The organism is Rhodospirillales bacterium, from assembly GCA_014323865.1.
Classification (GTDB): Bacteria; Pseudomonadota; Alphaproteobacteria; order SP197; family SP197; genus SP197.
Genome location: JACONG010000016.1, coordinates 437,134 through 460,386, shown reverse-complemented (window position 1 = coordinate 460,386; position 23,253 = coordinate 437,134). Strand labels below are relative to the sequence as shown.

The 23,253-nt window shown below is 65.2% G+C and carries 19 protein-coding genes; 10 read left to right on the top strand and 9 right to left on the bottom strand.

What is annotated here, in order from left to right; genetic code table 11:
* Window positions 1–35 precede the first annotated feature (35 nt).
* The 3 genes from GDA49_11165 to GDA49_11155 all read right to left on the bottom strand — a co-directional run bounded on the left by GDA49_11165 (window position 36) and on the right by GDA49_11155 (window position 4,779).
* A complete protein-coding gene (locus tag GDA49_11165; protein MBC6440942.1) occupies window positions 36–3,476 on the bottom strand; it encodes an AAA family ATPase in 3,441 nt (1,146 codons plus the stop codon).
* A gap of 52 nt (window positions 3,477–3,528) precedes the next feature.
* Complete coding sequence (locus GDA49_11160; protein ID MBC6440941.1) at window positions 3,529–4,134, bottom strand: DsbA family protein; 606 nt, start codon at window positions 4,132–4,134, stop codon at window positions 3,529–3,531.
* 144 nt (window positions 4,135–4,278) lie between these two features.
* The gene (locus tag GDA49_11155; GenBank protein ID MBC6440940.1) at window positions 4,279–4,779 is read right to left on the bottom strand and encodes a DUF721 domain-containing protein; all 501 of its coding nucleotides are present in this window, start codon (window positions 4,777–4,779) and stop codon (window positions 4,279–4,281) included.
* A 103-nt stretch (window positions 4,780–4,882) separates the two neighbouring features.
* On the opposite strand from GDA49_11155, the gene mutY reads away from it, so the two are divergent.
* Complete coding sequence (gene mutY / locus GDA49_11150) at window positions 4,883–5,965, top strand: A/G-specific adenine glycosylase (GenBank protein ID MBC6440939.1); 1,083 nt, start codon at window positions 4,883–4,885, stop codon at window positions 5,963–5,965.
* On the opposite strand, the gene GDA49_11145 is transcribed toward mutY, so the two are convergent.
* The 3 genes from GDA49_11145 to GDA49_11135 all read right to left on the bottom strand — a co-directional run bounded on the left by GDA49_11145 (window position 5,931) and on the right by GDA49_11135 (window position 9,179).
* Window positions 5,931–6,530, bottom strand: coding sequence for a ribonuclease HII (locus GDA49_11145; GenBank protein MBC6440938.1), 600 nt, complete (start codon window positions 6,528–6,530; stop codon window positions 5,931–5,933). The genes mutY and GDA49_11145 overlap by 35 nt on opposite strands.
* Window positions 6,508–7,878, bottom strand: a complete 1,371-nt coding sequence (locus GDA49_11140) for a cation:proton antiporter (GenBank protein ID MBC6440937.1) — start codon at window positions 7,876–7,878, stop codon at window positions 6,508–6,510. The genes GDA49_11145 and GDA49_11140 overlap by 23 nt, the downstream gene beginning before the upstream one ends.
* Before the next feature lie 200 nt (window positions 7,879–8,078).
* A complete protein-coding gene (locus GDA49_11135; GenBank protein ID MBC6440936.1) occupies window positions 8,079–9,179 on the bottom strand; it encodes a PA0069 family radical SAM protein in 1,101 nt (366 codons plus the stop codon).
* 94 nt (window positions 9,180–9,273) lie between these two features.
* Here GDA49_11135 and GDA49_11130 point away from each other — a divergent pair, with 94 nt between their 5' ends.
* The 6 genes from GDA49_11130 (at window position 9,274) to GDA49_11105 (ending at window position 14,884) form a co-directional block, all read left to right on the top strand.
* Window positions 9,274–9,966, top strand: coding sequence for a TIGR04283 family arsenosugar biosynthesis glycosyltransferase (locus tag GDA49_11130; GenBank protein ID MBC6440935.1), 693 nt, complete (start codon window positions 9,274–9,276; stop codon window positions 9,964–9,966).
* Window positions 9,963–10,661 carry a TIGR04282 family arsenosugar biosynthesis glycosyltransferase gene (locus tag GDA49_11125; protein ID MBC6440934.1) on the top strand — a complete coding sequence of 233 codons (699 nt, stop codon included), beginning with the start codon at window positions 9,963–9,965 and terminating at the stop codon, window positions 10,659–10,661. Before GDA49_11130 ends, GDA49_11125 begins: the two co-directional genes overlap by 4 nt.
* Complete coding sequence (locus GDA49_11120; protein MBC6440933.1) at window positions 10,658–11,902, top strand: MFS transporter; 1,245 nt, start codon at window positions 10,658–10,660, stop codon at window positions 11,900–11,902. The genes GDA49_11125 and GDA49_11120 overlap by 4 nt, the downstream gene beginning before the upstream one ends.
* Window positions 11,903–12,149: 247 nt before the next feature.
* Complete coding sequence (locus tag GDA49_11115) at window positions 12,150–13,133, top strand: ABC transporter substrate-binding protein (GenBank protein ID MBC6440932.1); 984 nt, start codon at window positions 12,150–12,152, stop codon at window positions 13,131–13,133.
* A 95-nt stretch (window positions 13,134–13,228) separates the two neighbouring features.
* Window positions 13,229–14,008 carry an ABC transporter ATP-binding protein gene (locus GDA49_11110; GenBank protein ID MBC6440931.1) on the top strand — a complete coding sequence of 260 codons (780 nt, stop codon included), beginning with the start codon at window positions 13,229–13,231 and terminating at the stop codon, window positions 14,006–14,008.
* A gap of 9 nt (window positions 14,009–14,017) precedes the next feature.
* Window positions 14,018–14,884, top strand: coding sequence for an ABC transporter permease subunit (locus GDA49_11105; GenBank protein ID MBC6440930.1), 867 nt, complete (start codon window positions 14,018–14,020; stop codon window positions 14,882–14,884).
* An 86-nt stretch (window positions 14,885–14,970) separates the two neighbouring features.
* Here the strand turns inward: GDA49_11105 and GDA49_11100 are convergent, their stop codons facing one another.
* The 3 genes from GDA49_11100 to GDA49_11090 all read right to left on the bottom strand — a co-directional run bounded on the left by GDA49_11100 (window position 14,971) and on the right by GDA49_11090 (window position 18,643).
* Complete coding sequence (locus tag GDA49_11100) at window positions 14,971–16,902, bottom strand: DUF262 domain-containing protein (protein MBC6440929.1); 1,932 nt, start codon at window positions 16,900–16,902, stop codon at window positions 14,971–14,973.
* A gap of 178 nt (window positions 16,903–17,080) precedes the next feature.
* On the bottom strand, window positions 17,081–17,632 hold the full coding sequence (moaB, locus tag GDA49_11095; protein MBC6440928.1) for a molybdenum cofactor biosynthesis protein B: 552 nt from the start codon (window positions 17,630–17,632) through the stop codon (window positions 17,081–17,083).
* Between the two features lie 177 nt (window positions 17,633–17,809).
* Window positions 17,810–18,643: a uracil-DNA glycosylase gene (locus tag GDA49_11090; GenBank protein MBC6440927.1), complete on the bottom strand. Its 834-nt coding sequence runs from the start codon at window positions 18,641–18,643 to the stop codon at window positions 17,810–17,812.
* 126 nt (window positions 18,644–18,769) lie between these two features.
* Between GDA49_11090 and GDA49_11085 the strand changes: the two genes are divergently transcribed.
* The 3 genes from GDA49_11085 to GDA49_11075 all read left to right on the top strand — a co-directional run bounded on the left by GDA49_11085 (window position 18,770) and on the right by GDA49_11075 (window position 23,213).
* Complete coding sequence (locus tag GDA49_11085) at window positions 18,770–20,386, top strand: electron transfer flavoprotein-ubiquinone oxidoreductase (GenBank protein ID MBC6440926.1); 1,617 nt, start codon at window positions 18,770–18,772, stop codon at window positions 20,384–20,386.
* 138 nt (window positions 20,387–20,524) lie between these two features.
* Complete coding sequence (locus GDA49_11080; GenBank protein MBC6440925.1) at window positions 20,525–22,348, top strand: tetratricopeptide repeat protein; 1,824 nt, start codon at window positions 20,525–20,527, stop codon at window positions 22,346–22,348.
* A complete protein-coding gene (locus GDA49_11075; protein MBC6440924.1) occupies window positions 22,284–23,213 on the top strand; it encodes a 4-(cytidine 5'-diphospho)-2-C-methyl-D-erythritol kinase in 930 nt (309 codons plus the stop codon). Before GDA49_11080 ends, GDA49_11075 begins: the two co-directional genes overlap by 65 nt.
* Window positions 23,214–23,253: the final 40 nt, after the last annotated feature.

The window sequence follows — 23,253 nt, the reverse complement described above, 5'->3', positions numbered from 1 at the left end:
CCGAATAACACAATGATTTCAAAGGGTTGAGATGGTCACGCAATGGCGCGGAGCTGCTCCGCCGCGGCCAGATCGACCGAGACGAGCCGGGAGACGCCGGGCTCGCTCATGGTGACACCGAACAGACGGTCCATGCGCGCCATCGTGAGCCTGTGGTGGGTGATAATCAGGAACCGGGTGTTGCCGGAGTTGGCAAACTCGTCGAGCAGGTCGCAGAAGCGGTCGACATTGGAGTCATCGAGCGGCGCATCGACCTCGTCGAGCACGCAGACCGGCGAGGGATTGGTCAGGAAGAGCGCGAAGATGAGTGCCATGGCGGTCAGCGCCTGCTCGCCGCCCGAGAGCAGCGAGAGGGACTGCATCTTCTTGCCCGACGGGCTTGCCTCGATCTCAAGGCCCGCTTCCAGCGGATCGTCCGAATCGACCATGGTGAGCCGTGCATGACCGCCGAACAGCCGTTTGTGCAGGCGCTGGAAATGGCCGTCAATCTCCTGGAAGGCGATCAACAGGCGCTCGCGGCCCTCGCGGTTGAGCTCGCCGATGCCGCGGCGCAGTCGGGCTATGGCGGCCTCGAGGTCCTCGCGTTCGGACAGCATGACCGAGAGCTGTTCGTCGACCTCCTGCGCCTCGATTTCGGCGCGCAGGTTGACCGGTCCCATGTTCTCGCGCTCGCGCACGACCCTGGCGAACTTCGCCTCGAGTTCCCCGGCGTCGGGCAGCGTGTCGTGATCGGCGACCCGGTCCTTCAGGCCGTCCGGCGCGGTTTCGAGCCGTTCCTGAATCTGGCGGGCGATCTCGGTCCCGGCCTGGCGGGCCTGCTCGACCACGCCCTCGCGCCGGGCGCGTTCCTCGCGGCGGTCCGACATGCCGGCTTCGGCGCGGCGCAGGCCCCGGGCGCGTTCGGCGAGCGTTTCCTCGGCCGCCGCGCGTACATCGGAGGCCTGGCGCAGCGCGTTTTCCGCGTCGGAGAGCCGGTCGGCCAGATCGCGCCGCTGCGCCGCGATGCGTTTGGGTTTGTCCTCCAGATCGGCCGCGGCCTGGCGGCCCGAATCGAGGCGCTGATCGAGATCGGCGATGCGCGTGTCGGCACCTGAGGCGCGTTCCTGCCACGACTGTCGCTCAACGGCGATCGCCGAAACGCGGCGTTCGCGGAACTCGGCCTCGCGGTAGAGCCTGTCGTGTTCGGTCTGACGGCGCGAGAGCTCGCTGCGTTTGCCCGTCAGCTCGTCGCGCAAGGCTTCAAGCCCGTCATCGCCATCGTTCTGCGGCAGGGCATCGCGTTCGCTGCGGACCTCGCCGAGTGCGGTCGCAAGTTCGCCGCGTTCCGCCGCGATGCGTTCGGACATGGCCGTGAGGTCCCGGCGACGGCTTTCGGCAGCCTGACTGCGCGCCTCCTGAGACCGTCGGTTCTCGCGGGCATGGGCCAGCGCCTCGGCGTGTTCGTCGGCCGTGTCGCGGGCCGATTGCGCGGCTCGTGACGCCTCGACGGCGGCTTCGGCAGCCTCGGTCAGTGCGCTTTCCGCTGCTCCGCGCTGGCGTTCGGCGTCGGAGAGTTCGCGACCCAGTTCCTCAAGCCTGCGTCGCTGCGCCAGAAGTGCGGCCGCACCGGTCTCGCTGTCGTTGATGACGAATCCGTCCCAGCGCCACAGCCTGCCGCTGCGCGTCACCAGGCATTGGCCGGGACGCAGCCGGCGCGCCAGTTCGGGCCCGTCCATATCGTCGACCACGCCGACCTGGCTGAGACGACGCGCGAGCTCGCCGGGTGCGGCGACATGGTTCGCCAGAGGTTCGGCGCGATCCGGCAGCAGCGGCGCATCGGCATAAGGCGGCAGCATTGTCCATCCGGTCGCGCCGTCGGGTCCGACCGGCGAATCGAGATCGTCGCCCAGCGCCACGCCGAGCGCGGTCTCGAAGCCTTCGGCCACGCGGATCGAATCAATCACCGGCGCGCCGTCCCGGATGCCACGTTCGAGCAGGGACGCGAGCGCGTCGCGCTCGGCCTTCAGTCCGACATGGCGAGCATCGGCGTCACGGAACCGCGCGCGGCTCGTCTCTTCGTCGGTGCGTCGGGCTTCAAGTGCTTCGGTCGCTGCGACCAGGGCATCGCGCGCGGTGTCGAGCGCCGTCTGAGCCTGGCCCTCCTCGCGACAGAGCCTGTCGAGCGAATCGGTCTCGTCGAGACCCAGATTGAGCTGGCCGTGCTCGGCTTCGATGTCGCTCGCCTGCCGGTCGAGCCGGGCGAGCCGGCCTTCGAGATCGGTGATGCGCGCTTCCAGCGCGCGGCGTTGTGCGGCACGGGCGGCGCGTTCCTCGGCAAGCCGTGTGACACGCTTCTCAAGATCGGACACCACGCTCTGCATGTCGTCGCAGGCGGCCCTGGCCCCGGCGACGGCCTCGGCTTCAGCCTCGCGCTGAGCCAGGAGATCGCGTTCCTCGTCGTCGAGGGTCGACAGAGCCCGACGGGCGTCTTCGGCCAGCGTCGTCTCGCGCTCCAGATCGGTCGTGAACTGATCGAGACGCGCGACAATCTCGCGCCGCTGTTCGTTGATGCGCCGTTCTTCGGCTTCCAGTGCGACGCGGGCGACGGTGAGTTCGTTGAGCGCTGCGCTGGCCTGGCCCTCGGCCTCGCGCAGAGGCGGCAGGGCCTCGGCGGCCGTCGCCTGCGCGGTGGTCGCCTCGGCCACCTGGCGTGTCGCCTCGACCACCTCCGATTCGATGGCCAACAGGGCTTCGGTGCTGGTGGCGACGGCACCCTCGGCATCCTGCCAGCGGCGCAGGAGCCAGCGTGCCTCCGCATCCCGGATGCGGTCCGACAGGCGGCGGTAGCGCTGGGCCTGTCGGGCCTGGCGTTGCAGGTTGGCGAACCGGGTCTCAAGGCCGCCGATGACATCGCCCAGGCGTTCGAGATTGGTCTCGGCCGCACGCAGGCGAAGCTCGGCCTCGTGTCGGCGCGACTGCAGTCCCGCGATCCCGGCCGCTTCCTCAAGCAGGTGGCGACGAGCCTGGGGCCTGGAGTGGATCAGGTCGGCGATCTGGCCCTGGCTCACCAGGGCCGAGCTGCGCGTACCGGTCGCAATGTCGGCGAAGAAGAGCTGCACGTCGCGGGCCCGGGTCTCCTGGCCGTTGATCCGGTAGCTCGATCCACCGCCGCGCTCGATCCGACGCACGATCTGGACCTCGTCGTTGTCGTTCCAGGCCGCCAGCGCATTACGCTCCGAATTGTCGAGTGTGACCGTGACCTCGGCCACGTTGCGGCCGGGCCGCATCTCCGTGCCCGAGAAGATGACATCGTCCATGCCGCCGCCGCGCATCTTCTTGGCCGACGCCTCGCCCATGACCCAACGCAGGGCTTCGAGCAGGTTCGACTTGCCGCAGCCGTTGGGCCCAACCACACCGGTCAGGCCCTTTTCAATGACGAACTCTGTGGGGTCGACGAACGACTTGAAGCCGCTCAGACGAAGTCGCGAAAAATGCACGCTCGCGCTCTCAGCCGGATGAGGGTTGGCGATGGAACGAGCATTGCATCATTCAGACGTTGCCCTCGATGTTGCGCAGAAGCTCGTCGAACGCCTCGAAGCTCATATTGCCGGCGGTCTTCTCGCCGTTGACGATGAACGTCGGAGTCGCGCTGATCTCGTACTGATTCGAGCCGTCGAGTCGGATCGCCAGGATGCCGTTGATGATTTCCTGGTCTTCGAGGCATGCGCTGACGAACGCGGGATCCTGACCGCCCATGCGGATGATCTGTTCGATCGCGCCGATCGGATCGTCGGAGCGAGCCCATTGGTCCTGGGTCTGGAACAGCACGTCGACGAGGGGGAAGAAGCGCTCTTCGCCGCTGCAGCGTGCAATGGCGGAGGCGGCGAGCGCCACACGGTCGAGCGGGAACTCGCGGAACACCAGCCTGGCGCGTCCCGTATCGATGTACCGCATCTTCAGTTTCGGCAGGGTCTCCTTGTGGAACGCAGCGCAATGGGAGCAGGTCATCGAGGCGTATTCGATGATCTCGATGGGCGCATCCGCGTCGCCCAGCACCATGTCCGGCAGCATCACCGGATCCTGGGCACGGGCGCCGACAACGGGCAGAACCGCCGCGGTGGCAGCGGCGGTCAGAAACACGCGTCTGTTCAGCAAGGTCCGATCCTCTTTGGGATACGAGACGCCGGAACGGGTTGACATAACTCGGCTTGACATGACTGAAGTATAGCGGGCGGGAGACCGGCGCCTCAAGTGTCCCCCCACTCCCTGACAAGGCGTTGTCTCTGTGGATAAATCCGGTCACGCGACGTCCCGTCCTGAACCCAGGACGGCGCGACCCAGCCGCTCCAGCACGGCCCGCAGGGCGGTGTCGTCGACCGTATCCAGCTGGGCGTCGAGAACGGCTTGTTCCGCTTCCGTGAGCGGGCGCGGTTCGCGTCTGCGCGGGCTATCGTCGCGCAGGATCTCTCCCTGGCGCAGCTTCAGCCGGCTGACGGCCGGATGCCCGAAGAAGGTGGCGATGCGTTCCAGAACCCTGGGTTCCAGATGCTGGAGCTCCAGCGCGAAGGCAGGCACCACCCGAACGGTCAGGGCGCGATCGCGTGCCAGCTTTTCCGGTACGCACACATCGGCCAGGCGTTCCCCGACGATCGCGGCCCAGTCGGTGATGAGCCGGGCTTCGGCAAAGCCGTGCTTGCGATAGGCGCGGGCAGCCGCTTCGGGCAGCAGCAAACCGGCGCGGATCGGATACCTGCGCCGCCGCTCGTCGGTCTTCCTGCTGCCGGCCCTGGTCGTGGCCATCGCTGCCCCTTCCCTATGGGAACCTGTGCTACCGGTGCAGCACGCTCCGGCCGCGCCGATCCCCATGGCTGCAGACCGAGTGCGTCAGTAATGTGGCGAGGCGATGGCACAGGCGTCAACGACAGATGATGACCTGACGGGCAGCTTGCTCGACTGGTATGACCGGCACCGGCGTGATCTGCCGTGGCGCGCGCGGCCCGGTGAGCAGCCCGACCCCTATCGTGTCTGGCTCTCCGAGATCATGCTGCAGCAGACCACGGTGCAGGCCGTGATCTCCTATTTTCTGCGCTTTCTGGAACGCTGGCCGACGGTGACCGCGCTCGCTGCGGCCGAACGCGATGCGGTCATGGCGGCCTGGGCAGGGCTCGGCTATTACGCACGTGCACGGCGACTTCACGATTGCGCGCGCATCGTCGCGGGCGAGCTGGGCGGTCGCTTCCCGGATACGGAGAAAGGGTTGCGCGACCTTCCGGGAATCGGGGCCTACACGGCCGGCGCGATCGCAGCGATCGCGTTTGATCGGCAAGCAGCCGCGGTCGACGGCAATGTCGAGCGGGTGATCGCCCGTCTCGATGCCATCACTGAGCCGCTTCCTGCCGCCGGGAAGCGGATTCGCAGCCGCGCTGAAGCGCTCGTGCCGGTCGACCGACCGGGGGATTTCGCCCAGGCGCTGATGGATCTTGGCGCAACCGTCTGCACCCCGCGCAATCCGGCCTGCGGCATCTGTCCCTGGGGCGACAGCTGCGAGGGGCACCGCTCAGGGAGCGCCGGGGATCTGCCGGTGCCCGCGCCCAAGAAGGCGCGCCCGCATCGCCACGGCCTTGTTTTCTGGCTCGAACGGCCCGATGGCGCGGTGCTGTTGCGGACGCGCCCCGACGAGGGGTTGCTGGGCGGGATGCTTGAGGTGCCGTCGACCCCCTGGCGCAACATGGCATGGTCGCTCGACGAGGCGCTTACCCACGCCCCGGCGGCACGCCACTGGGTCCTTCTGCCCGATGTCGTGCGTCACGGGTTTACGCATTTCACCCTCGATCTGCAGGTGGCGGCAGCGGGCGGAGACGACGGCGAACCGGATGGCACCTGGCATCACCCCGACGACTTCGGTGAGCTCGCGCTGCCCACCCTGACGCGCAAGGTCGCGCGTCACGCCCTCACGGCAAACCGGCGAGCGCAGCGATTGGCTTGAACGAACGGCGGTGATGCGGCGTGAGCCCGAGGCGCTCCAGACCCGCACGGTGTTCGGCAGTGCCGTATCCGGCATTGCGCTCCCAGCCGTAGCCCGGGTGGCGCTTGGCCAGATCGGTCATCATGCGGTCGCGTGTGACCTTGGCGACGATCGACGCCGCGGCGATCGAGACCGAGCGGCCGTCGCCCTTGACAATCGTCGTGACCGGGCAGGCGAGCGACGGTGCCCGGTTGCCGTCGACCAGGGCGTGGGCCGGCGCGATCGCCAGCGCTTCGATCGCCCGGGTCATGGCGAGCATGGATGCCGCGAGGATGTTGAGCCGATCGATTTCGGCGACGTTGGCGATGCCGACACCGACCGCGGCGCTCACCGCGATCTGCTCTGCCAGAGCATCGCGTTTCCGTGCCGTCAGTTTCTTTGAATCGTCGAGGCCCTCGGGAATGGCTGTCGGATCGAGAATGACGGCGGCTGCAACGACGGGTCCGGCCCAGGGACCGCGCCCAACCTCGTCGACCCCGGCCACCGGGGACGCGACGGCGGCCTCAAACGTCAGGTCCGGACCCATCATCGTTTTTATCATCGTTTTTCCGGCGGGTCCGGGACGGCGGCTCATCAATCAGGCTCTCGGGCAAAGCTCTGCTGTGGCGGCGCGTCAGCTCTTCGCGGATCGTCTGCAGCCACGCGGCCGAGCGCACCGTGCGGTCGGTCGCCTGCGGGTAGAGTCGTGTCATCAGCTCACGCCAGGAGTCGGCATGGACGGCGAGGCGCTGCAGGCGGCGTGCGCTGTCGAGCCAGAGCGGGCTGATCATCAGGCTGAGCGCGATCACCGCAACGAACAGACGGTAGCCCTCGCTGTCGATCGCACCGACCGAGAGACCGAGAGCGAAGAGCACGAACGAGAACTCGCCGACCTGGCCAAGCGCGACGCCGCCGAGCCAGGCACGCGGCCACGGTTCCTTCAGGAAGCGCAGGATGCCAACGTTCATGGCCGTCTTGCCCAGCGTGACCAGAAGCAGCATCAGAAGGATTTCGCCGAAGTTGTCCCAGATGAAGCCAAGGTCGATCAGAAGCCCGATCGACAGGAAGAAGACCATCAGCAGAAGCCCCTGGATCGGCAGCGTGACGCGCAGCATCTGTTCGCGATCGGTGCAGTTGCCCAGGAGCAGGCCGGCGAGGAACGCGCCATAGGCGGTCGACATGCCGAACAGGCCGCTGACAGCCGCGGCGGCGAAGCACAACGCCACCGCCCCCACGGCGATCAGGTCGGCCTGGTTGCGGGCGAACTGGATGATCGGCAGATCGATCCGGCCGCGCCGACCGAGAAACCAGATGAGCCCCGCCAGGATGAAAACCGATCCGATCAGCGGCAGAATCGCGCGGATCGTGACCGAGGTGTCGGGCGCGAGCGTCGCCACGAAGAGCATCATCGGAACGATCGCGAGGTCCTGGGCGATCAGGATGGCAATCGCCCTCTGGCCGACCTCGTTGTGGATCTCGCCCACGTCCTCGAGAAGCTTGATCGTGACCGCCGTCGACGAGAGCGCGACGCCGAAACCGACCAGGATGCTCTGTTGCCAGGGCCAGCCCAGCGGCCAGGAAAGGGTCAGGATGACCGTTGTCGCGATGACGATCTGAAGACCCGTACCGATGAAGGCGAAGCGCAGGACCGAGCGGAAGTGGCTGACGTCGAGCTCCATACCGATGGTGAAGAGCAGGAGCAGCACACCCAGTTCCGCGAGCAGCGTGATCTGTTCACGATCCTGAACGAACCCCAGGACCGACGGACCCAGCACGACACCGGCCAGGATGTAGCCGACGATCGCGGGCTGCCGGATGCGCGCCAGCGTGAGGCCGCAGACCAGTGCCACCGAAATCAGGACGGCGATGTTCGTGAGATCGGAGCCGTGTTCCATCGGGCGACTTTATCACGCGCATCTGTGGTGTGATGAAGACATTGCGGTGTCAGCAGCGCAGAACGTCCTTCACACGGGCGGCCATGACGCGGGCATCGTCAGATCGGCATCAGGCCGTAGAGCAAGGTCTGGATGGTCAGGCGAAGATCAGCTGTCTTCACCATGGTTCGAAGACGTCATGGACATGGGCCGTTGCTCCGTCACGAAGCGAGCGACGGCCAGAGCAGGGCGAACTGGTTGGCGTCGGCGCTCGGCTTGACGAACTTCGTGGTGTCGAGCTCCCAGCGTCGCTTGTCGAGGCCATAGCGGCGGCAGGCGATGGCGAAGCGTCGGGCAACCATGTCGGCGAAGGGGCCTGTGCCCCTCATGCGCTTGCCCCATTCGGGATCGTAGTCGCGCCCGCCGCGGCAGTCGCGCACCAGCGCCATCACGCGCCCGGCACGGTCGGGATAGTGCGCCTCGAGCCACTCGCGAAACAGGTCCTTGATCTCGAGCGGCAGCCGGAGAAGCACGTAGCCCGCCGTGCTCGCACCGGCGTCACGCGCGGCCTGCAGCACGTCCTCCATCTCGCCGTCGTTCAGGCCAGGCACCACCGGGGCGAACATCACACCGACCGGCACGCCGGCCTGCGCCAGTGCCTCGATCGCCTTGAGCCGCTTCGCGGGGGCCGGTGCACGTGGCTCCATCCTGCGCGCCAGCGTGCGATCGAGCGTGGTGACCGAGATGCAGGCGCGCGCCAGATTCCCGGCGGCCATGGGACCCAGGATATCGACATCCCGGGCAATCAGCGCCGACTTCGTCACGATGCCGACGGGGTGATGGCACTCGGCCAGTACCGCCAGCACCTGGCGCGTGATGCTGTAGCCGCGCTCGATCGGCTGGTAGGGATCGGTGTTGGTCCCCAGCGCGATCACCTGCGGCCGATAACCCGGCCGCGCCAGTTCCTGCCGCAGCAGCAGGGCGGCGTCGGGTTTCACCAGAAGCTTCGATTCGAAGTCCTGCCCGGCCGACAGGCCGAGCCAGGCGTGGGTCGGGCGCGCGAAGCAATAGACGCAGCCGTGCTCGCAGCCGCGATAGGGGTTGATCGCGCGGTCGAACGGAATATCGGGCGAGTTGTTCCGTGCGATCACGGTGCGGCTCGAATCGATGCCGATCTCGGTATTGAGCGGTTCGAGGTCCTCGTCGATCGTGCCCCAGCCGTCGTCGAATGCCTCCCTTGTGTGCGTTTCGAAACGGCCGCTGCGGTTGCTCGCGGCGCCGCGGCCCTTGCGCTGCAACAAATGTGCCCGGTGTTGAGTCATTGTTCCTCCCGAATCAGCATAAGAACATTAAAAGAACAAAAGAACAGTGAACAAGTCCGTCAAGCGGATTTCACGAAGCCGATATATCATCGGTATGATCGGTGTCATGGAACGCATCGCCGTCATCATCCCGGCACTCAACGCCGCTGCGGGCTTGCAGCGGACGCTTGAGCGCGTGCAGGCAACGGATGTCCTGGCGATCGAGCCTGTGGTGGTCGACGGCGGATCGAGCGATCCGACGCCGGAGCTCGCGCGTGCTCTCGGCGTGACGCTGGTCGAGGCGGCTCGCGGCAGGGGCAGCCAGCTCGCCGCCGGGGCCGCGGCGTCCGACGCGCCATGGCTGTTCTTCCTGCACGCCGACACCTGGCTCGACGACGGCTGGGACCGTCTCATCGCCGGCTTCGTCGGTGACCGGAACAACGCCGACAGCGCGGCGGTGTTTCGCCTGCGCTTCGATGACGAGGCGTCCGGTGCGCGCCGCGTCGAGTGGTTCGCCAGCCGCCGAAGCCGATGGCTCGGCCTGCCCTACGGCGACCAGGGGCTGGTTATCGCGCGGACGCACTACGACCGCCTGGGCGGCTTCAAGCCGATACCGATCATGGAGGACGTCGACATGGTGCGCCGCATCGGACGGCGGCGGCTGATGACCCTGCCGTGCGACGCCGTCACGAGCCCGGCGCGGTACCGACGCATGGGCTATACACCGCGCATGCTGCGCAACCTGGTATGCCTCGCGTCGTACTACCTGGGCGTTCCGCCCCGCGTCATCGTGAAGCTTTACGGATGAGAGATCGGCGCCATGTCGTCGTGATGGCCCGGCGCCCGGAGCCCGGCCGGGTCAAGACGCGTCTTGCCGCCGGGATCGGGAACGCGGCCGCGCTCGCCTTCTATCGATCCATGCTGCGGCGCATGTTGACGCGCATCGGGCGATCGTCGCGCTGGTCCACCGTGGTTGCCGTGACCCCGCCCGATGCGGCGACAGGCGACGAGACGTGGACCCTGGGCCTGCCGGTCGTTCCGCAGTCGGACGGCGATCTCGGCGAACGCATGCAGGCGGCGATCGATGGCAGGCCCCCGGGACCGGTCCTCATTGTCGGCAGTGACATCCCCGATCTGACGCCCGGTCACATCGCACAGGCCTTCCGCCTGCTGCGCAGCCATGATGCGGTCCTCGGTCCGTCCGACGACGGCGGCTATTGGCTGATTGGCGCGGGCCCGTCCCTGCGCCTGAGGTCTCTCTTCGGAGCGGTTCGCTGGTCGAGCGAACATGCGCTCGCCGATACGCTGGCCGGTCTGCCTGCCGATGCCCGTGTCGCACTGCTCGGTGTCTTGCACGACATCGATACCGCCGATGATCTCGCGCGATGGCGCGCCCGCCGGAAGCGGATCCAGGCTCGCTGCGTTCAGCGAGGTCCGATGTCCGTTCCCTCCCGCCCTATGGCCTCCCATCCTATGGCCTCCTATCCTATGGTGTTTCGATGACGCAGCCCCCGGACGGTGTCGCCGACAGCCTGTCGGCCTGGCGCGTTGCCCTCGCGTCGCTGTTGCTGATCTCGATCGGCATGGGGATCGAGTACCTGCTGTGGTCGAACGTGAAGACGATCTCCGACGACATGGGCTGGTCGCGCGGTACGACGTCGGCGGCCTATGCGCTCGAGATGCTGGGCACCGGCGTGGGTGGTATCCTGATGGGCCGCTGGGCCGACAAGGTGGGCGTGGCACCGGTGGCGCTTATCGGCGCCATGATGATTCCCTCGGGCGCCCTCGCGCTGACCCGCGTGACCGAGGCCTGGCAGTTCTGCCTGATCTTCGGTGTGATGATAGGCTTCATGGGAAATGCCACGCTTTTTGCGCCACTGATCACAACGGCGACCCGCTGGTTCGACCGCAAGCGCGGGCTGGCTGTCGCCATTGTCGCCTCAGGCCAGGGTCTGGCCGGCATCATATGGCCCTATGTCTTCGACAGTCTCATCGCACTCTACGGCTGGCGCGGTGCGACCTTCATCTACGGCGCCTTCGCCATGGTTACGATGCCGCCGCTGGTTCTTCTGCTGCGCGGCAACCCGCCGGGCTGGAGCGCCATGCAGGCCGAACGGATCGAGCGCCAGGTTGGCGGCTTCCAGGTCGGCGGTGTTGCCGGGAATCTACCGCACGGTCTCCTGTGTGCGGCGATCCTGTGCTGCTGCGTCGCCATGGCCATGCCGCTGGTCCACGCTGCCTCCCATGCCCAGGACATCGGCTACACCAGTTCGGACGGTGCCTTCCTGCTGGCCTGGATCATGGGCGCATCCTTCGTCGGCCGCCTCGGCATGGGATTCCTGGCCGACCGCATCGGCGGCATGAAGGCCATGCTGCTGGGTTCGGGCATGCAGGCTGCAGGCTTGCTGATCCTCGCTCCGATCGACAGCTATGCGGTGCTGCTGGTCGGCGCGACGGTCTTCGGCTTCGGCTTCGGCGGCCTGGTGCCGATGTACGCCGTCGCCTTGCGCGCGATCTATCCGTCTCAGGGCCTGGGCTGGCGCGTCGGCGTGATCTTCCTCTTCGGCGCCATCGGCATGGCGGCAGGCGGCCAGTTCGCCGGCTCCATGTTCGATTGGACCGGCACCTATCGCTGGGCCTTCCTGCTCGGCTTCGCGGCGAACGTGGTCAATCTCGCGCTGCTGGTCGCCGTCATGACAATCACGAGGGGCACTCGGCCGCAGCCCGTCGTCGCCTCAGCCTGATGGGGCGGACGCAAGACTGGTCCGCACTATCGGGACTCGTTGGTGCCAGACTGGCACCAGATTCCAGTGTGAACTGCAAGCGTAGGGAGACCGTGCCGGGCAAGGCAGGCCGGGATGCCCCTCAAGGGGCAAATGCAGGCCTTCGGTTGATGTGGTGCCGGTTGCGGCATCTCACGATAACCTCCAGCATGGGTTCTTCTTGTGCAATTGCCGGAATCCTCCGGTCCTCTGGGGAGGTAAGAAACCCATGTCCATGAAAAAACTGATGGCGGGCGTTGCGGCTGGCGCGTTCGCTCTTGTTTCCACGGCCACCGGCGCGCTTGCGCTCGACAAGATCACCGTGGCCTATTTCCTCGAATGGCCGACCGCAAACCAGGTCGCCCAGGTCGAGAAGACCTATGATGAGGCGCTCGGTGTCGAGGTCGAATGGCGCGCCTTCGGCAACGGCAACGAGATGACCCAGGCCATGGTCTCGGGCGATGTGCATATCGCCTACAGCCAGGGCTTTGTGCCCTTCGTCGTGGGTGTCTCGAACGGTGCGCCGCTCAAGCTCGTTGGCATCGCCGTGACCTATGCCGAGAATGATCTCTGCGTTGTTCGCGACGACTCCGGCATCACCCGGGAGAACGCCAGCGAGCTCGAGGGCATGAAGGTCGCCACGCCGATCGGCAACGTGACCCATTACAAGCTGCTGCGCACGCTCGACCACCTCGGTGTCGATGCCTCCAAGGTCGAACTCGTACAGATGAACCCGGCCGACGCGGCCGTCGCGCTGATCCGTGGCGACGTCGTCATGGGCTGCGCTTTCGGCGGTGCGCTCGATCGCATGAAGGAAGTCGGCTCGCCGCTGATGACCGGCGCCGAGCAGGAAGCCGTCGGCATCAACACCTTCGACATCGTGACCGTGACCGAGGACTTCGCCGACGAGCATCCCGATCTTGTGCGGAAGTTCATGGAGGTCACCGAGGCCGCCAACGCAGCCTACAAGGCCGATCCCTCCGCGTCGCTCTCGACGATCGCCGGTGCCGCGGGCATGGATGAAGACGCCACGGCGTCGATGCTCGCGAACTTCGGTTTCCCGAGCGCGGACGACCAGATGGGCAAGAACTGGCTCGGTGGCGGCGTGCAGGCGATGACCAAGGGTGTCGCCGACGTCATGGTCGAGGCCGGCAACATGGAGTCGTCACTCGACGACTACTCGATGTTCATCGACTACAGCTATCTGCAGTAGCACCCAATCGGACGGCAGGTTCGCCTGCCGTCCGACACCCTTTCCGGAAGAGCGGGGACGGGGCCGTGGCAGGTATCGCGATCGACAACATTTCCATGGTCTACACCTTGCCGGGCGGCGGCAGCGTACATGCGCTGAGTGACGTTTCGCTCGATATCGCGCAGGGCGAGATCATCAGCGTCCTGGGGCCCTCGGGCTGCGGCAAGACGACATTGCTCAACATCATTGCGGGTTTCCTCTCGCCTACGGCGGGCGAGGTGCGGCTGGGCGATGCCGTGGTGCGCGGCCCCGGCGCGGAACGCGGCATGGTGTTCCAGCAGGGCGCGCTCTTCGAGTGGCTCTCGGTCGCCAGGAACGTGGCATTTGGACCGCGCATGGCCGGCAAGCCCAAGAGCGAGACCGAGGACAAGGTCGAGCACCTGCTCAACACTGTTGGGCTGAAGGGTTTCGGCGACAAGCCGGTCTACCAGCTGTCGGGCGGCATGCAGCAGCGTGTCGCGCTCGCTCGCTGCCTGGCAAACGATCCCGATGTCATCCTGATGGACGAACCGCTCGGCGCGCTCGACGCCCTGACCCGCGAGAAAATGCAGAACCTCGTGCTCAAGCTCTGGAAGGAAACGGGCAAGACGATTCTCCTGATCACCCATTCGGTCGAAGAGGCGCTCTTCCTGGGCGAACGGCTGATCGTCATGGCGCCGCGGCCCGGTCGCATCGAGAAGGAGTTCTGCCTGCCATTCCCCGACGAGGCGCTCGAACGACCGGCGCGTGAGGTCAAGGCCGGCGCCGAATTCGTCGCCACCCGTGAAGAGGTTCTCTCCATGATCTGGAACATGGAGGAGGAGATCATGGGCCAGGTGCAGAGCCCGGAAGGTTAGGAGGCGACCATGGACGACAAGAAGAAACCTTCCGAGCTCTCGATCTGGCTCGGCCTCTCCGACAACACCTTCACGCGCCAGAAGACCGTCAAGTTCGGTGATGCGACAGCCGTCAACTCGGGCCGCATCTATTCGATCGTCGCCATCCTGATTCTGCTCGTCGCCTGGATCATCGCTTCGGTCTTCGATCTCGTGGAGCCGTTCTACTGGCCGTCGATCGATGCGACCTGGGACCGGCTGATCAAGCTTCTCAGCGAAGGCTTCCGTAACGTCGCGCTGTGGGACCACGTCGGCATCAGCGTCTACCGCGTGCTGTCCGGCGTCTTCTACGGCACCTTGATCGGGGTGCCGCTAGGCTTCGCCATGGGGCTATCGTCGATCGGTCGGGGCCTCTTTGATCCCATCGTCGAGTTCATGCGGCCGATCCCGCCCCTCGCGCTGATCCCGCTCATCATCCTGTGGTTCGGCATCGACGAGTTCGCCAAGATCTTCCTGCTTTTCCTGGCCTCGCTCTTCATTATGACGATCGCGGCGCGGGCCGGCGTTTCCAGTGTGCGCATCTCGAAGGTCCATGCTGCCTATTCGCTCGGTGCCTCGAAGTTCCAGGTGATGCGCCACGTCATCCTGCCCAACGCGCTGCCCGAGATCTTCACGGGCTTGCGGACCTCGATGGGCGTATGCTGGGGCACGGTGGTTGCTGCCGAGCTGGTCGCTGCCGACAAGGGGCTTGGCTCGATGATCATGATCGCCAAGAATTTCCTGCAGACCGACACTGTGGTCATCGGCATCATCATCATCGGCCTGATCGGCTATATCATCGAACTCATCATGCGTCGTCTTGAGCGCTGGCTGATTCCCTGGAAAGGGAAGGGCTGATCACGCAGGGGGGCCCTTGCGCAAAAAGAACTGGATCAGGCTGGACTACGCTGGATTCAACGAGACAAAGGGGTGCGTTCGCCGGCTTATGCGAGTGAAGGCCAGACCCTGGCAGCAAGATCGGCCAGGGTTTCACCCCGAGCCCGGATGCTCATTTCATCCCACGCGTCGTGCTCAGCAATCTGTCGGTTCATGGCAAGATTGGAGTGCTCAACCAGCTTCCGTCTCTTGTCCGAAAACGCCGCGTTACTCAAGGACGGATTGAGTCGGTCCGTGACGATTGTCAGGTTGCCCAGGGTCTGGAGAGCGGCCTCGCGCTCCCGATAGCCTGGTATCTGCCAATCGTTCGTTTCTACGAACTCACCGTTCAAAGACCAATTCTCTTCCCAGTTTTGGGGCATGATGTGTTCGATCTCTATCGAAGGCGGGCGTGTCGTGGCTTCCGTCATACCAGACCGGCTCGCCAGTTCCAGTGACCACAACATGTCAGACAGGATGCGCGAAGGGACGCGCCCGTATGCTGGACTCTCAAGAATCCCCGATTTGAGTTCGGCATCGTTGGGAAATCGGGCGGTATCCGTTGTCATGCCAGAAAAGAAGTTTCTGACGACTTCGGTAGACACGCCCTTGCTGTGAAGGGTGTCGGCCAATCTTGGAAACACTTTGTTGAGGTTCTTGGTCGTAAGATCGCATAGCAGACGCCTTGCGAAATAGCTATCAAGCCATTTCGCGACCTGCCAACGCGTTTCGCTATCCACGGTGTCCAGGGCAATCTGGAATGCTATCGGATAAGCCGTGGTGTTTTGCCAAAGGCGCAGTCTATCGCCCAGCCAAGCTATGGCCTCGTCCCCCTTTTTGCGACCTTCCAGAGTCTCGAAGGCCGGGACATGACGTTGAAGGACTGCGAGCTCGTCCTCCACCTTCTCGAATCTGGGTTGTCGCTTCGGGGTCGCCCAGGCACGGTATTCCGCATAAAGTTCTCTGACCGTAATCCGATCACCTGTCTCGGCAGTCAGCACGTTTGCAAGGAAATGGTCGATGCGCGGTCGAGCCGGCCGGGCATTCGGTGCGTTCTCGCGCCACCAACCATGATCAAACGGCCCCCAAACCTCATGATAAAGGCGCTCAGCCCTCTTCCGAGCATCTTCTGCCCCGCGATATTGCGCTTCAGCTCTGTGGAAGATGTTGTTTCTCACGAGGTCCATGGCGAGAAGGGGCTGGGACTTCGAGTTCAAGGTCTCAAAGATGACCTGCGCGTCGTCTTCACGCTCAAGAGTGATGACAATCAGCTTCATATGAAAGACGAGGGCTTCGAGCAGGGCGTCCAGTCTCTTCCGGCTTTCTTCCGTGTTCTCGTTATCTGTTGTCTCTTCGGATTCGTCAGTGTCGATATCGATCTCTGTCTCATCGCTCATGCCATCTGAGACAAATTCACTGATCTGGGCATAAAAATACTCGTAGGCCCGGAGTGAGCGTGCTGCTGTATTTTGAGGTACGCGCCCTCCCCAATAATACTCATCCCAATTGTTTGATCGTACCTCAGAATAAGGATTCTCCAGAATATCGAGGAAAACAGTCCGATCCACGGGCGTAGGTGTCAGCTTGAACCGGGAAAGAGGATCAGTATCGGCGCGACCAGTTTCGTTGAACAGATATTTTTCAATCTGGTCGATCAGGACTTGATGGTCGTACCCTCGGCCAACTTCGCGCAATGCCGCCAGCATGATCAAAAACGTGGTCAGGCGCTGTTGCCCATCAACAACCTGAACGACAGGCGTTGCTCCAAAGGAGCGTGACATCGCCTCAGGAGCCAAAAGCAGCGCTCCCATGTAGTGATCAAACCGAGCGTTTCTGTCGATGACTTCCGAGGCTTTCGCAACAACATCAAGCCAGAAGGAACTTGTGCGGCCTTCATATCCTTTATGATCGTGCCACTGATATTGTCGCTGATAGAGCGGAACGACGAACCTCTCATTCCGGCTTAGTATGTCAGTGACTTTGAATTCCCTTGCATCCACGACTATACCCTCCCAAGTCTAGCAAAATCCCAGCTACCACACCCTAGCCTGTCGTATCCCGTACCAATGCTTCATCGCCTGCAAGGGCTTTTGCTGTTCAAAGCCGATTGCGGGCGTTGCCGGTTATCGCCATACCCGGGCGGGCCGGACTAGCCCGCCGACAGCGATGTTGTCACGGCTACTTCCGGGCGGTCGCGCGGCCTGACTCGGTCAGGCGCGGCATCAGTTCCACGAAGTTGCAGGGCCGGAAGCGGTAATCGAGCTGATGAACCAGGATGTCGTCCCAGGCGTCCTTGCAGGCCCCGGGCGAACCCGGCAGGGCAAAGAGATAGGTGCCGCCGGCGACACCCGCGGTCGCGCGGGACTGCACGGTCGACGTGCCGATCTTCCCGAATGACAGCCAGCGGAACAGCTCGCCGAAACCGGGGATCGCCTTCTCGCAGACCGCTTCGAAGGCTTCCGGCGTCACGTCGCGGCCGGTCACGCCGGTGCCGCCGGTGGCGATCACGACGTCGATGCTGTCGTCGCCGATCCAGTGCCCTAGCGCGGCTTCGATCCCGGCCTGTTCGTCCCGGATGATCTGGCGGTCGGCAACAATGTGACCGGCACCCTCGATGCGTTCGACCAGGATGTTGCCGGACCGGTCGTCCTCAGGCGAACGGGTGTCGGAGACCGTCAGCACCGCGATCCTGACGGCCAGAAACGCCCTGCTCTCGTCAATTCCCGGCATGTTGCTGTTCCTCCCGGTCATGGAGCCTGCGGCTACCACATCCAAGGTGGGCGTCGTCGGGTCGAGGCGCAAGCGATCGATCCAGTTGCTTGCCCCGGTCGTCTCGCCCCAGTCGTCTTGCCATGACGTTCTCCCATGGCGTTCTCGATTTGACGGCCGTGCCCCCCGGGATTGCCCTCAGGATTCCTGCGGAGTCGCGCCCGGCATCACCCCCAGCGCCTCGGCTTTGGACCGAATCGCCAGCAGATCGCGCCAGCTGTCCTTCTTGCGCGCGGGCTGGCGCAGCAGATAGGCGGGGTGGAACATCGCGATGGCCGGAATCGGCTCCAGTCCCTCGCGCTCCAGGCTGAACCAGCGGCCGCGCAAACGGGTGATGCCCTCGCTCCGGTTGAGCATGGCCTTGGCGGCCGTGCCACCAGTGTAAACCAGGAGCGCGGGGTTGATCAGAGCGACCTGCCGTTCCAGGAACGGCAGGCAAAGCATGATTTCCTCGGGCGTTGGCGTGCGGTTGCCCGGAGGACGCCAGTAGAGCGTGTTGGTGATGTAGGTCGTGGTGCGGTCGAGCCCGATCGCCGCCAGCATCCTGTCGAGCAGCTTGCCGGCGGGCCCGACGAAAGGTTTGCCCTGCCTGTCCTCTTCACCCCCCGGCGCCTCGCCGATGATCATGATGCGCGCCTCGGGGTTGCCGTCGTAGATGCATGTCGTGGTCGCCGTCCGCTTGAGCGGACAGCCCTCGAAGGCATGGATGGCGGCAATCAGCTCATCATGGGTGGTGGCCGCCATCGCGGCGGCGCGGGCATCGCTGTCGCTGGCGATCGGTGGTGGCGGTGTCGTGGACCGCCTGGGCAAATCGATCCGGGCAGGAGGTGCCGGCGCCGTTACGGCCGGAGGCGGCGCAGGGGAAGCGGGCGCGGCGAAGCGATCGACCGGCTGGGCCGCAACGGCTTCGTCGACACCGATCTCCATGTACCAGCGCAGCAGCGCGGCGGCCTCGTCCCGGGTCATCGTCATGGCCCGACATTAACATTCCCGGCGATTGTGTCGCGTGTTTCCCTCGTTTAGAGAGGATGCGCGGTGGCGGGCGTGGCAGGAGCAAGGCGCAGGAGCAAGGCTATGGGCGACGTTGAGCGCGAGAGCATGGAATTCGATGTGGTGATCGTGGGTGCGGGGCCGGCCGGTCTCGCAGCGTCGATCCGCCTGATGCAGCTGGCCGGGGAAGCGGGCCAGGAGATCACGGTCTGCGTCATCGAGAAGGGTTCGGAAGTCGGTGCCCACATTCTCTCGGGCGCGGTCATGGAACCGCATGCCATGAACGAGCTTTTCCCCGACTGGAAGGAGCGCGGCGCGCCGCTCAACACACCGGCCAGGAAGGACAGGTTCCTCTACCTGACCCATTCGAACGCGATCCGGTTGCCGACGCCGCCGCAGATGAACAACCACGGCAACTACATCATCAGCCTGGGCAATGTCTGCCGCTGGCTCGGCGAGCAGGCCGAGGCCATGGGTGTGGCGGTCTTCCCGGGCTTTGCCGCCTCCGAGGTGCTCTTCAACGACGACGGTTCGGTCAAGGGTGTCGCGACCGGCGACATGGGCATTGGCAAGGACGGTGAGAAGAAGGCGCATTTCGAGCCCGGCATCGAGCTCCACGCCCGCCAGACCCTGTTCGCCGAGGGCTGCCGCGGGCATCTCTCCAGACAGCTCATGGAGCACTTCGACCTCAGGAGGGATTGCGATCCCCAGACCTACGGTATCGGCATCAAGGAGCTGTGGGAGATCGACCCGGCCAGGCACGAGGAAGGCACGGTCATCCACACCACCGGCTGGCCGATGGATTCGAAGACCTACGGCGGCTCGTTCCTCTATCATCTGGAGAACAACCAGGTATCGGTCGGTTACGTTGTCGGGCTCGACTACGAGAATCCCTATCTCTCGCCGTTCGAGGAGTTCCAGCGCTTCAAGACGCATCCCGTGATTCGCCAGCACTTCGAGGGCGGCAAGCGCATCGCCTACGGCGCACGTGCGATCAACGAGGGCGGCCTGCAGTCCATCCCGAAGCTCACGTTCCCGGGCGGCGCGCTGATCGGCTGTTCGGCCGGCTTCGTGAACGTGCCGAAGATCAAGGGCAGCCATACGGCGATGAAGACCGGCATGGTCGCGGCCGAACAGGTCTTCGCCTGGCTCGGCGAGGAGAACCCGGACTCGAACGAGGTGACCGCCTATCCCGAGGCGCTCGAACAGAGTTGGGTCTATGACGAGCTGCGCAAGGTGCGCAACATCCGTCCCAGCTTCCACAAGGGCTTCTGGGCGGGTTTCATCTATTCGGCGATCGATACGGTCCTGCTGCGCGGCCATGCGCCCTGGACGTTCCGCAATCGCCCCGATCACACGGCACTGAAGCCCAAGTCCCGGTTCAAGCCGATCGCATACCCCAGGCCCGACGGCGAGATTTCGTTCGACCGCAACAGCTCGGTTTTTCTGGCATCGACCAACCATGAGGAAGATCAGCCGGTCCATCTGACGCTGAAGGACCAGACGGTGCCGATCGCGACCAACCTCGCGACCTACGACGCACCCGAGCAGCGTTACTGCCCGGCCGGTGTCTACGAGATCGTCGAGGGCGACGACGGTCCGGCACTGCAGATCAACGCGCAGAACTGCGTGCACTGCAAGACGTGCGACATCAAGGACCCGACCCAGAACATCGTCTGGGTCACGCCCGAAGGCGGCGGCGGCCCCAACTATCCGAACATGTGACGCTCCCGGCTGACGCTGATGTGACGTGTCGTGCTTTGAGTGTCATGGCCGGCTCTGCATCGAAAGACCCGGAGCATCTTCACCTGTTCAGATTGATTCAATCTGAACGGGATATGCTCTAGAGTGATGGGATGGGTGATGGCCTCGGCCGTCCCGTTTTCCCGAACCTGGCAGGATCGCGTGATCAGATCGGTTCCACACCGCCACCTTCTTCCGGTCGTACTCGCGGCGGCGGCGCTGTCGCTTGCTGCCTGCAAGACGACGACCGGGACCAGCTCCGCACCGCAAGCTGCGCCGACGCTGGCCCAGGCTTCCGACGAGCTCGTCGACCTGTCGTCCGGTGTCGGGGTGCCGCTCGCGCCCGTGGCTTCGTCGTCGGGCGCCTATCTCGCGGCGCAGTCGGCGCTCTCGAACCGCGACATGGTGGCGGCAGCGGACTATCTGGTGGTCGCGCTGGCGTCCGACCCCGACAACAAGGATCTTCTGCGCCAGACTCACTTTGCCCTGGTGTCGGCCGGCCGCATTCCCGAGGCCCTGCCCCTGGCGCGCAAGCTGACGGTCGGCGAGGGCACCGATCAGTTTTCGCCGCTGACGCTGGCGGCCGATGCGCTCGACCGGGATGCCTTTGCAGATGCCAACGAGGCCCTGGGGCGGCTGTCGGTCAACGGTTACAACACGATCATCATTCCCATGCTCGAAGGCTGGGTCGCGGCCGCCCGGGGCGACTACGATGGCGCGTTGTCGGCAATCGGCCCGTCCAACCTGACCGACGGCTTCGATCCCCTGCGCGCCTACCATATTGGCCTGATCGAGGAACGCGCCGGACGCGATGAGGAGGCCGACGCGGCGTTCCGGCAGGCCGTGGAGAGCCAGCCCGGCGGCGCGTTCCACGTTGTCCTGGCCTATGGCGCGTTTCTCGAGCGTCAGGGCCGTATCGACGAGGCGCGAGCGCTCTACGACGGTTTCGTCGCCGCCAATCCCGAGACCCTCTGGCTCGATCTGACCTATGAGCGCCTCTATGAAGGCGGTGCGCCGCCGGAAGCGATCGACGAGGCCCGCGAGGGTGCGGCGGAAGCGCTGTTTGCGGTTGCCAGTTCGGCCGAATCGAGTGACGGGCCGGAGATCGCGCTCGCCTTCGCCCAGCTGGCGGCCTACCTGGCACCGCAGAACAATGTGGTCTCGCTTCTGATCGGCGACCTCTTCGAGGCCCAGGGCAAGCATGACGAAGCCGTCACGGCCTATCGCCGGATCAGCGCCAAGTCGCCGATCGACTGGAGCGCCAGGCTTCGGATCGCACTCAGTCACGACAACGCCGGCCGGTCGGACCAGGCGATCGCGCTGCTGCGCCAGATGGCCGACGAACGGGAGGATCGCTCCGACGTGCTGGTCGTGCTGGGCGATATTTTCCGCATGCACGAACGCTGGCCCGAGGCGGTCGAGGCTTACGACGGCGCCTTCGCCCGCATGAGCAGCGCGGCCGGGGACGATTGGCGCATGCGCTACGTGCGTGGCATTGCGCTCGAACGTTCGGGCGACTGGGACCGGGCGGAGCGCGATTTTATCGCTGCGCTCGAGGTCGAGCCTGAGCACCCCTTCATTCTGAACTATCTCGGCTACACCTGGGTCGACCGGGGCGAACACCTCGACGAGGCGCTCGACATGATCGAGCGTGCGGTCGAACAGCGGCCGACCGACGGGTTCATCATCGATAGCCTCGGCTGGGCCTACTACCGTCTCGGACGCTACGAGGAGGCCGTCGTGCAGCTCGAACGTGCGGTCGAGTACGAGCCCGGCGATCCCGTGATCAACGATCATCTGGGTGATGCCTTCTGGAAGGTCGGGCGGTTTGCCGAGGCACGGTTCCAGTGGCGTCGCGCGCTGTCGCTCGGCGGTGAGGATGACCCCCTGGCCGCGACGATCGAGTCCAAGCTGCAGTCTGGCCTTGACGACGAAGGCTCCTGATTGGTCGGGACCGTTCAAGGCCCGGGCCAAGGTCAATCTCTATCTTCACGTCACCGGCCGTCGGGACGACGGCTATCATGAGCTCGACAGCCTGTTCGTGCGCGTCGATCTGGCGGACCGGCTCTGGCTCGCGCCGTCGGACCAGGACCGGCTGGAGGTCTCGGGACCATTTGCCAATGCGATCGGCAACGAGCCGCCGTACAACAACCTTGCAATGCGGGCGCTTTCGGCGCTGCATGAACGCTCCGGCCGGCGGGATCGTTTCAGTGTTCACCTCGAAAAGAACATCCCTGTCACGGGCGGGCTTGGTGGCGGATCAGCCGACGCCGCGGCGATGTTGCGGGTCGCCGCGCCCATGTTGGGTGTCGATGACGGTGAGCTGGAGAGTGTCGCCCTGGAGCTGGGCGCGGATGTGCCGCCCTGTCTCCACGACGAACCCGTCCTCGCTTCGGGTATCGGCGAGGTTCTTCGCGCCGCGCCGCGCCTGCCGGTCGCGGCCCTGGTCCTCGTCAATCCCGGTGTCGCGGTCCCGACACCTGCGGTGTTTGCCGCGCGCAGCGGTCCGTTCTCGCCATTGCACCCGCTCCAGTGGAGCCCGGTCACCGTCGATGATCTCATGGCGATGCTGGCCGACCGCGCCAACGATCTGGAGCAACCCGCGATCGGGATTGCGCCGGTGATCGCCGATGTTCTCGAAACGCTCGACGCCTGCCCCGGTATCCGGCTGGCCCGGATGAGCGGGAGCGGCGCCACATGTTTCGGTCTTGCCGCGGTTCTGGACGAGGCACAGGCCGCCGCATCGGCGATCGCACGGGATCACCCCGCCTGGTGGTGCGGTGCGACAGAGATCCTGGTCGGGCGGTAACGGGAGCACTTCGGCAGCACTTCACAAGACTCAGGCGAGC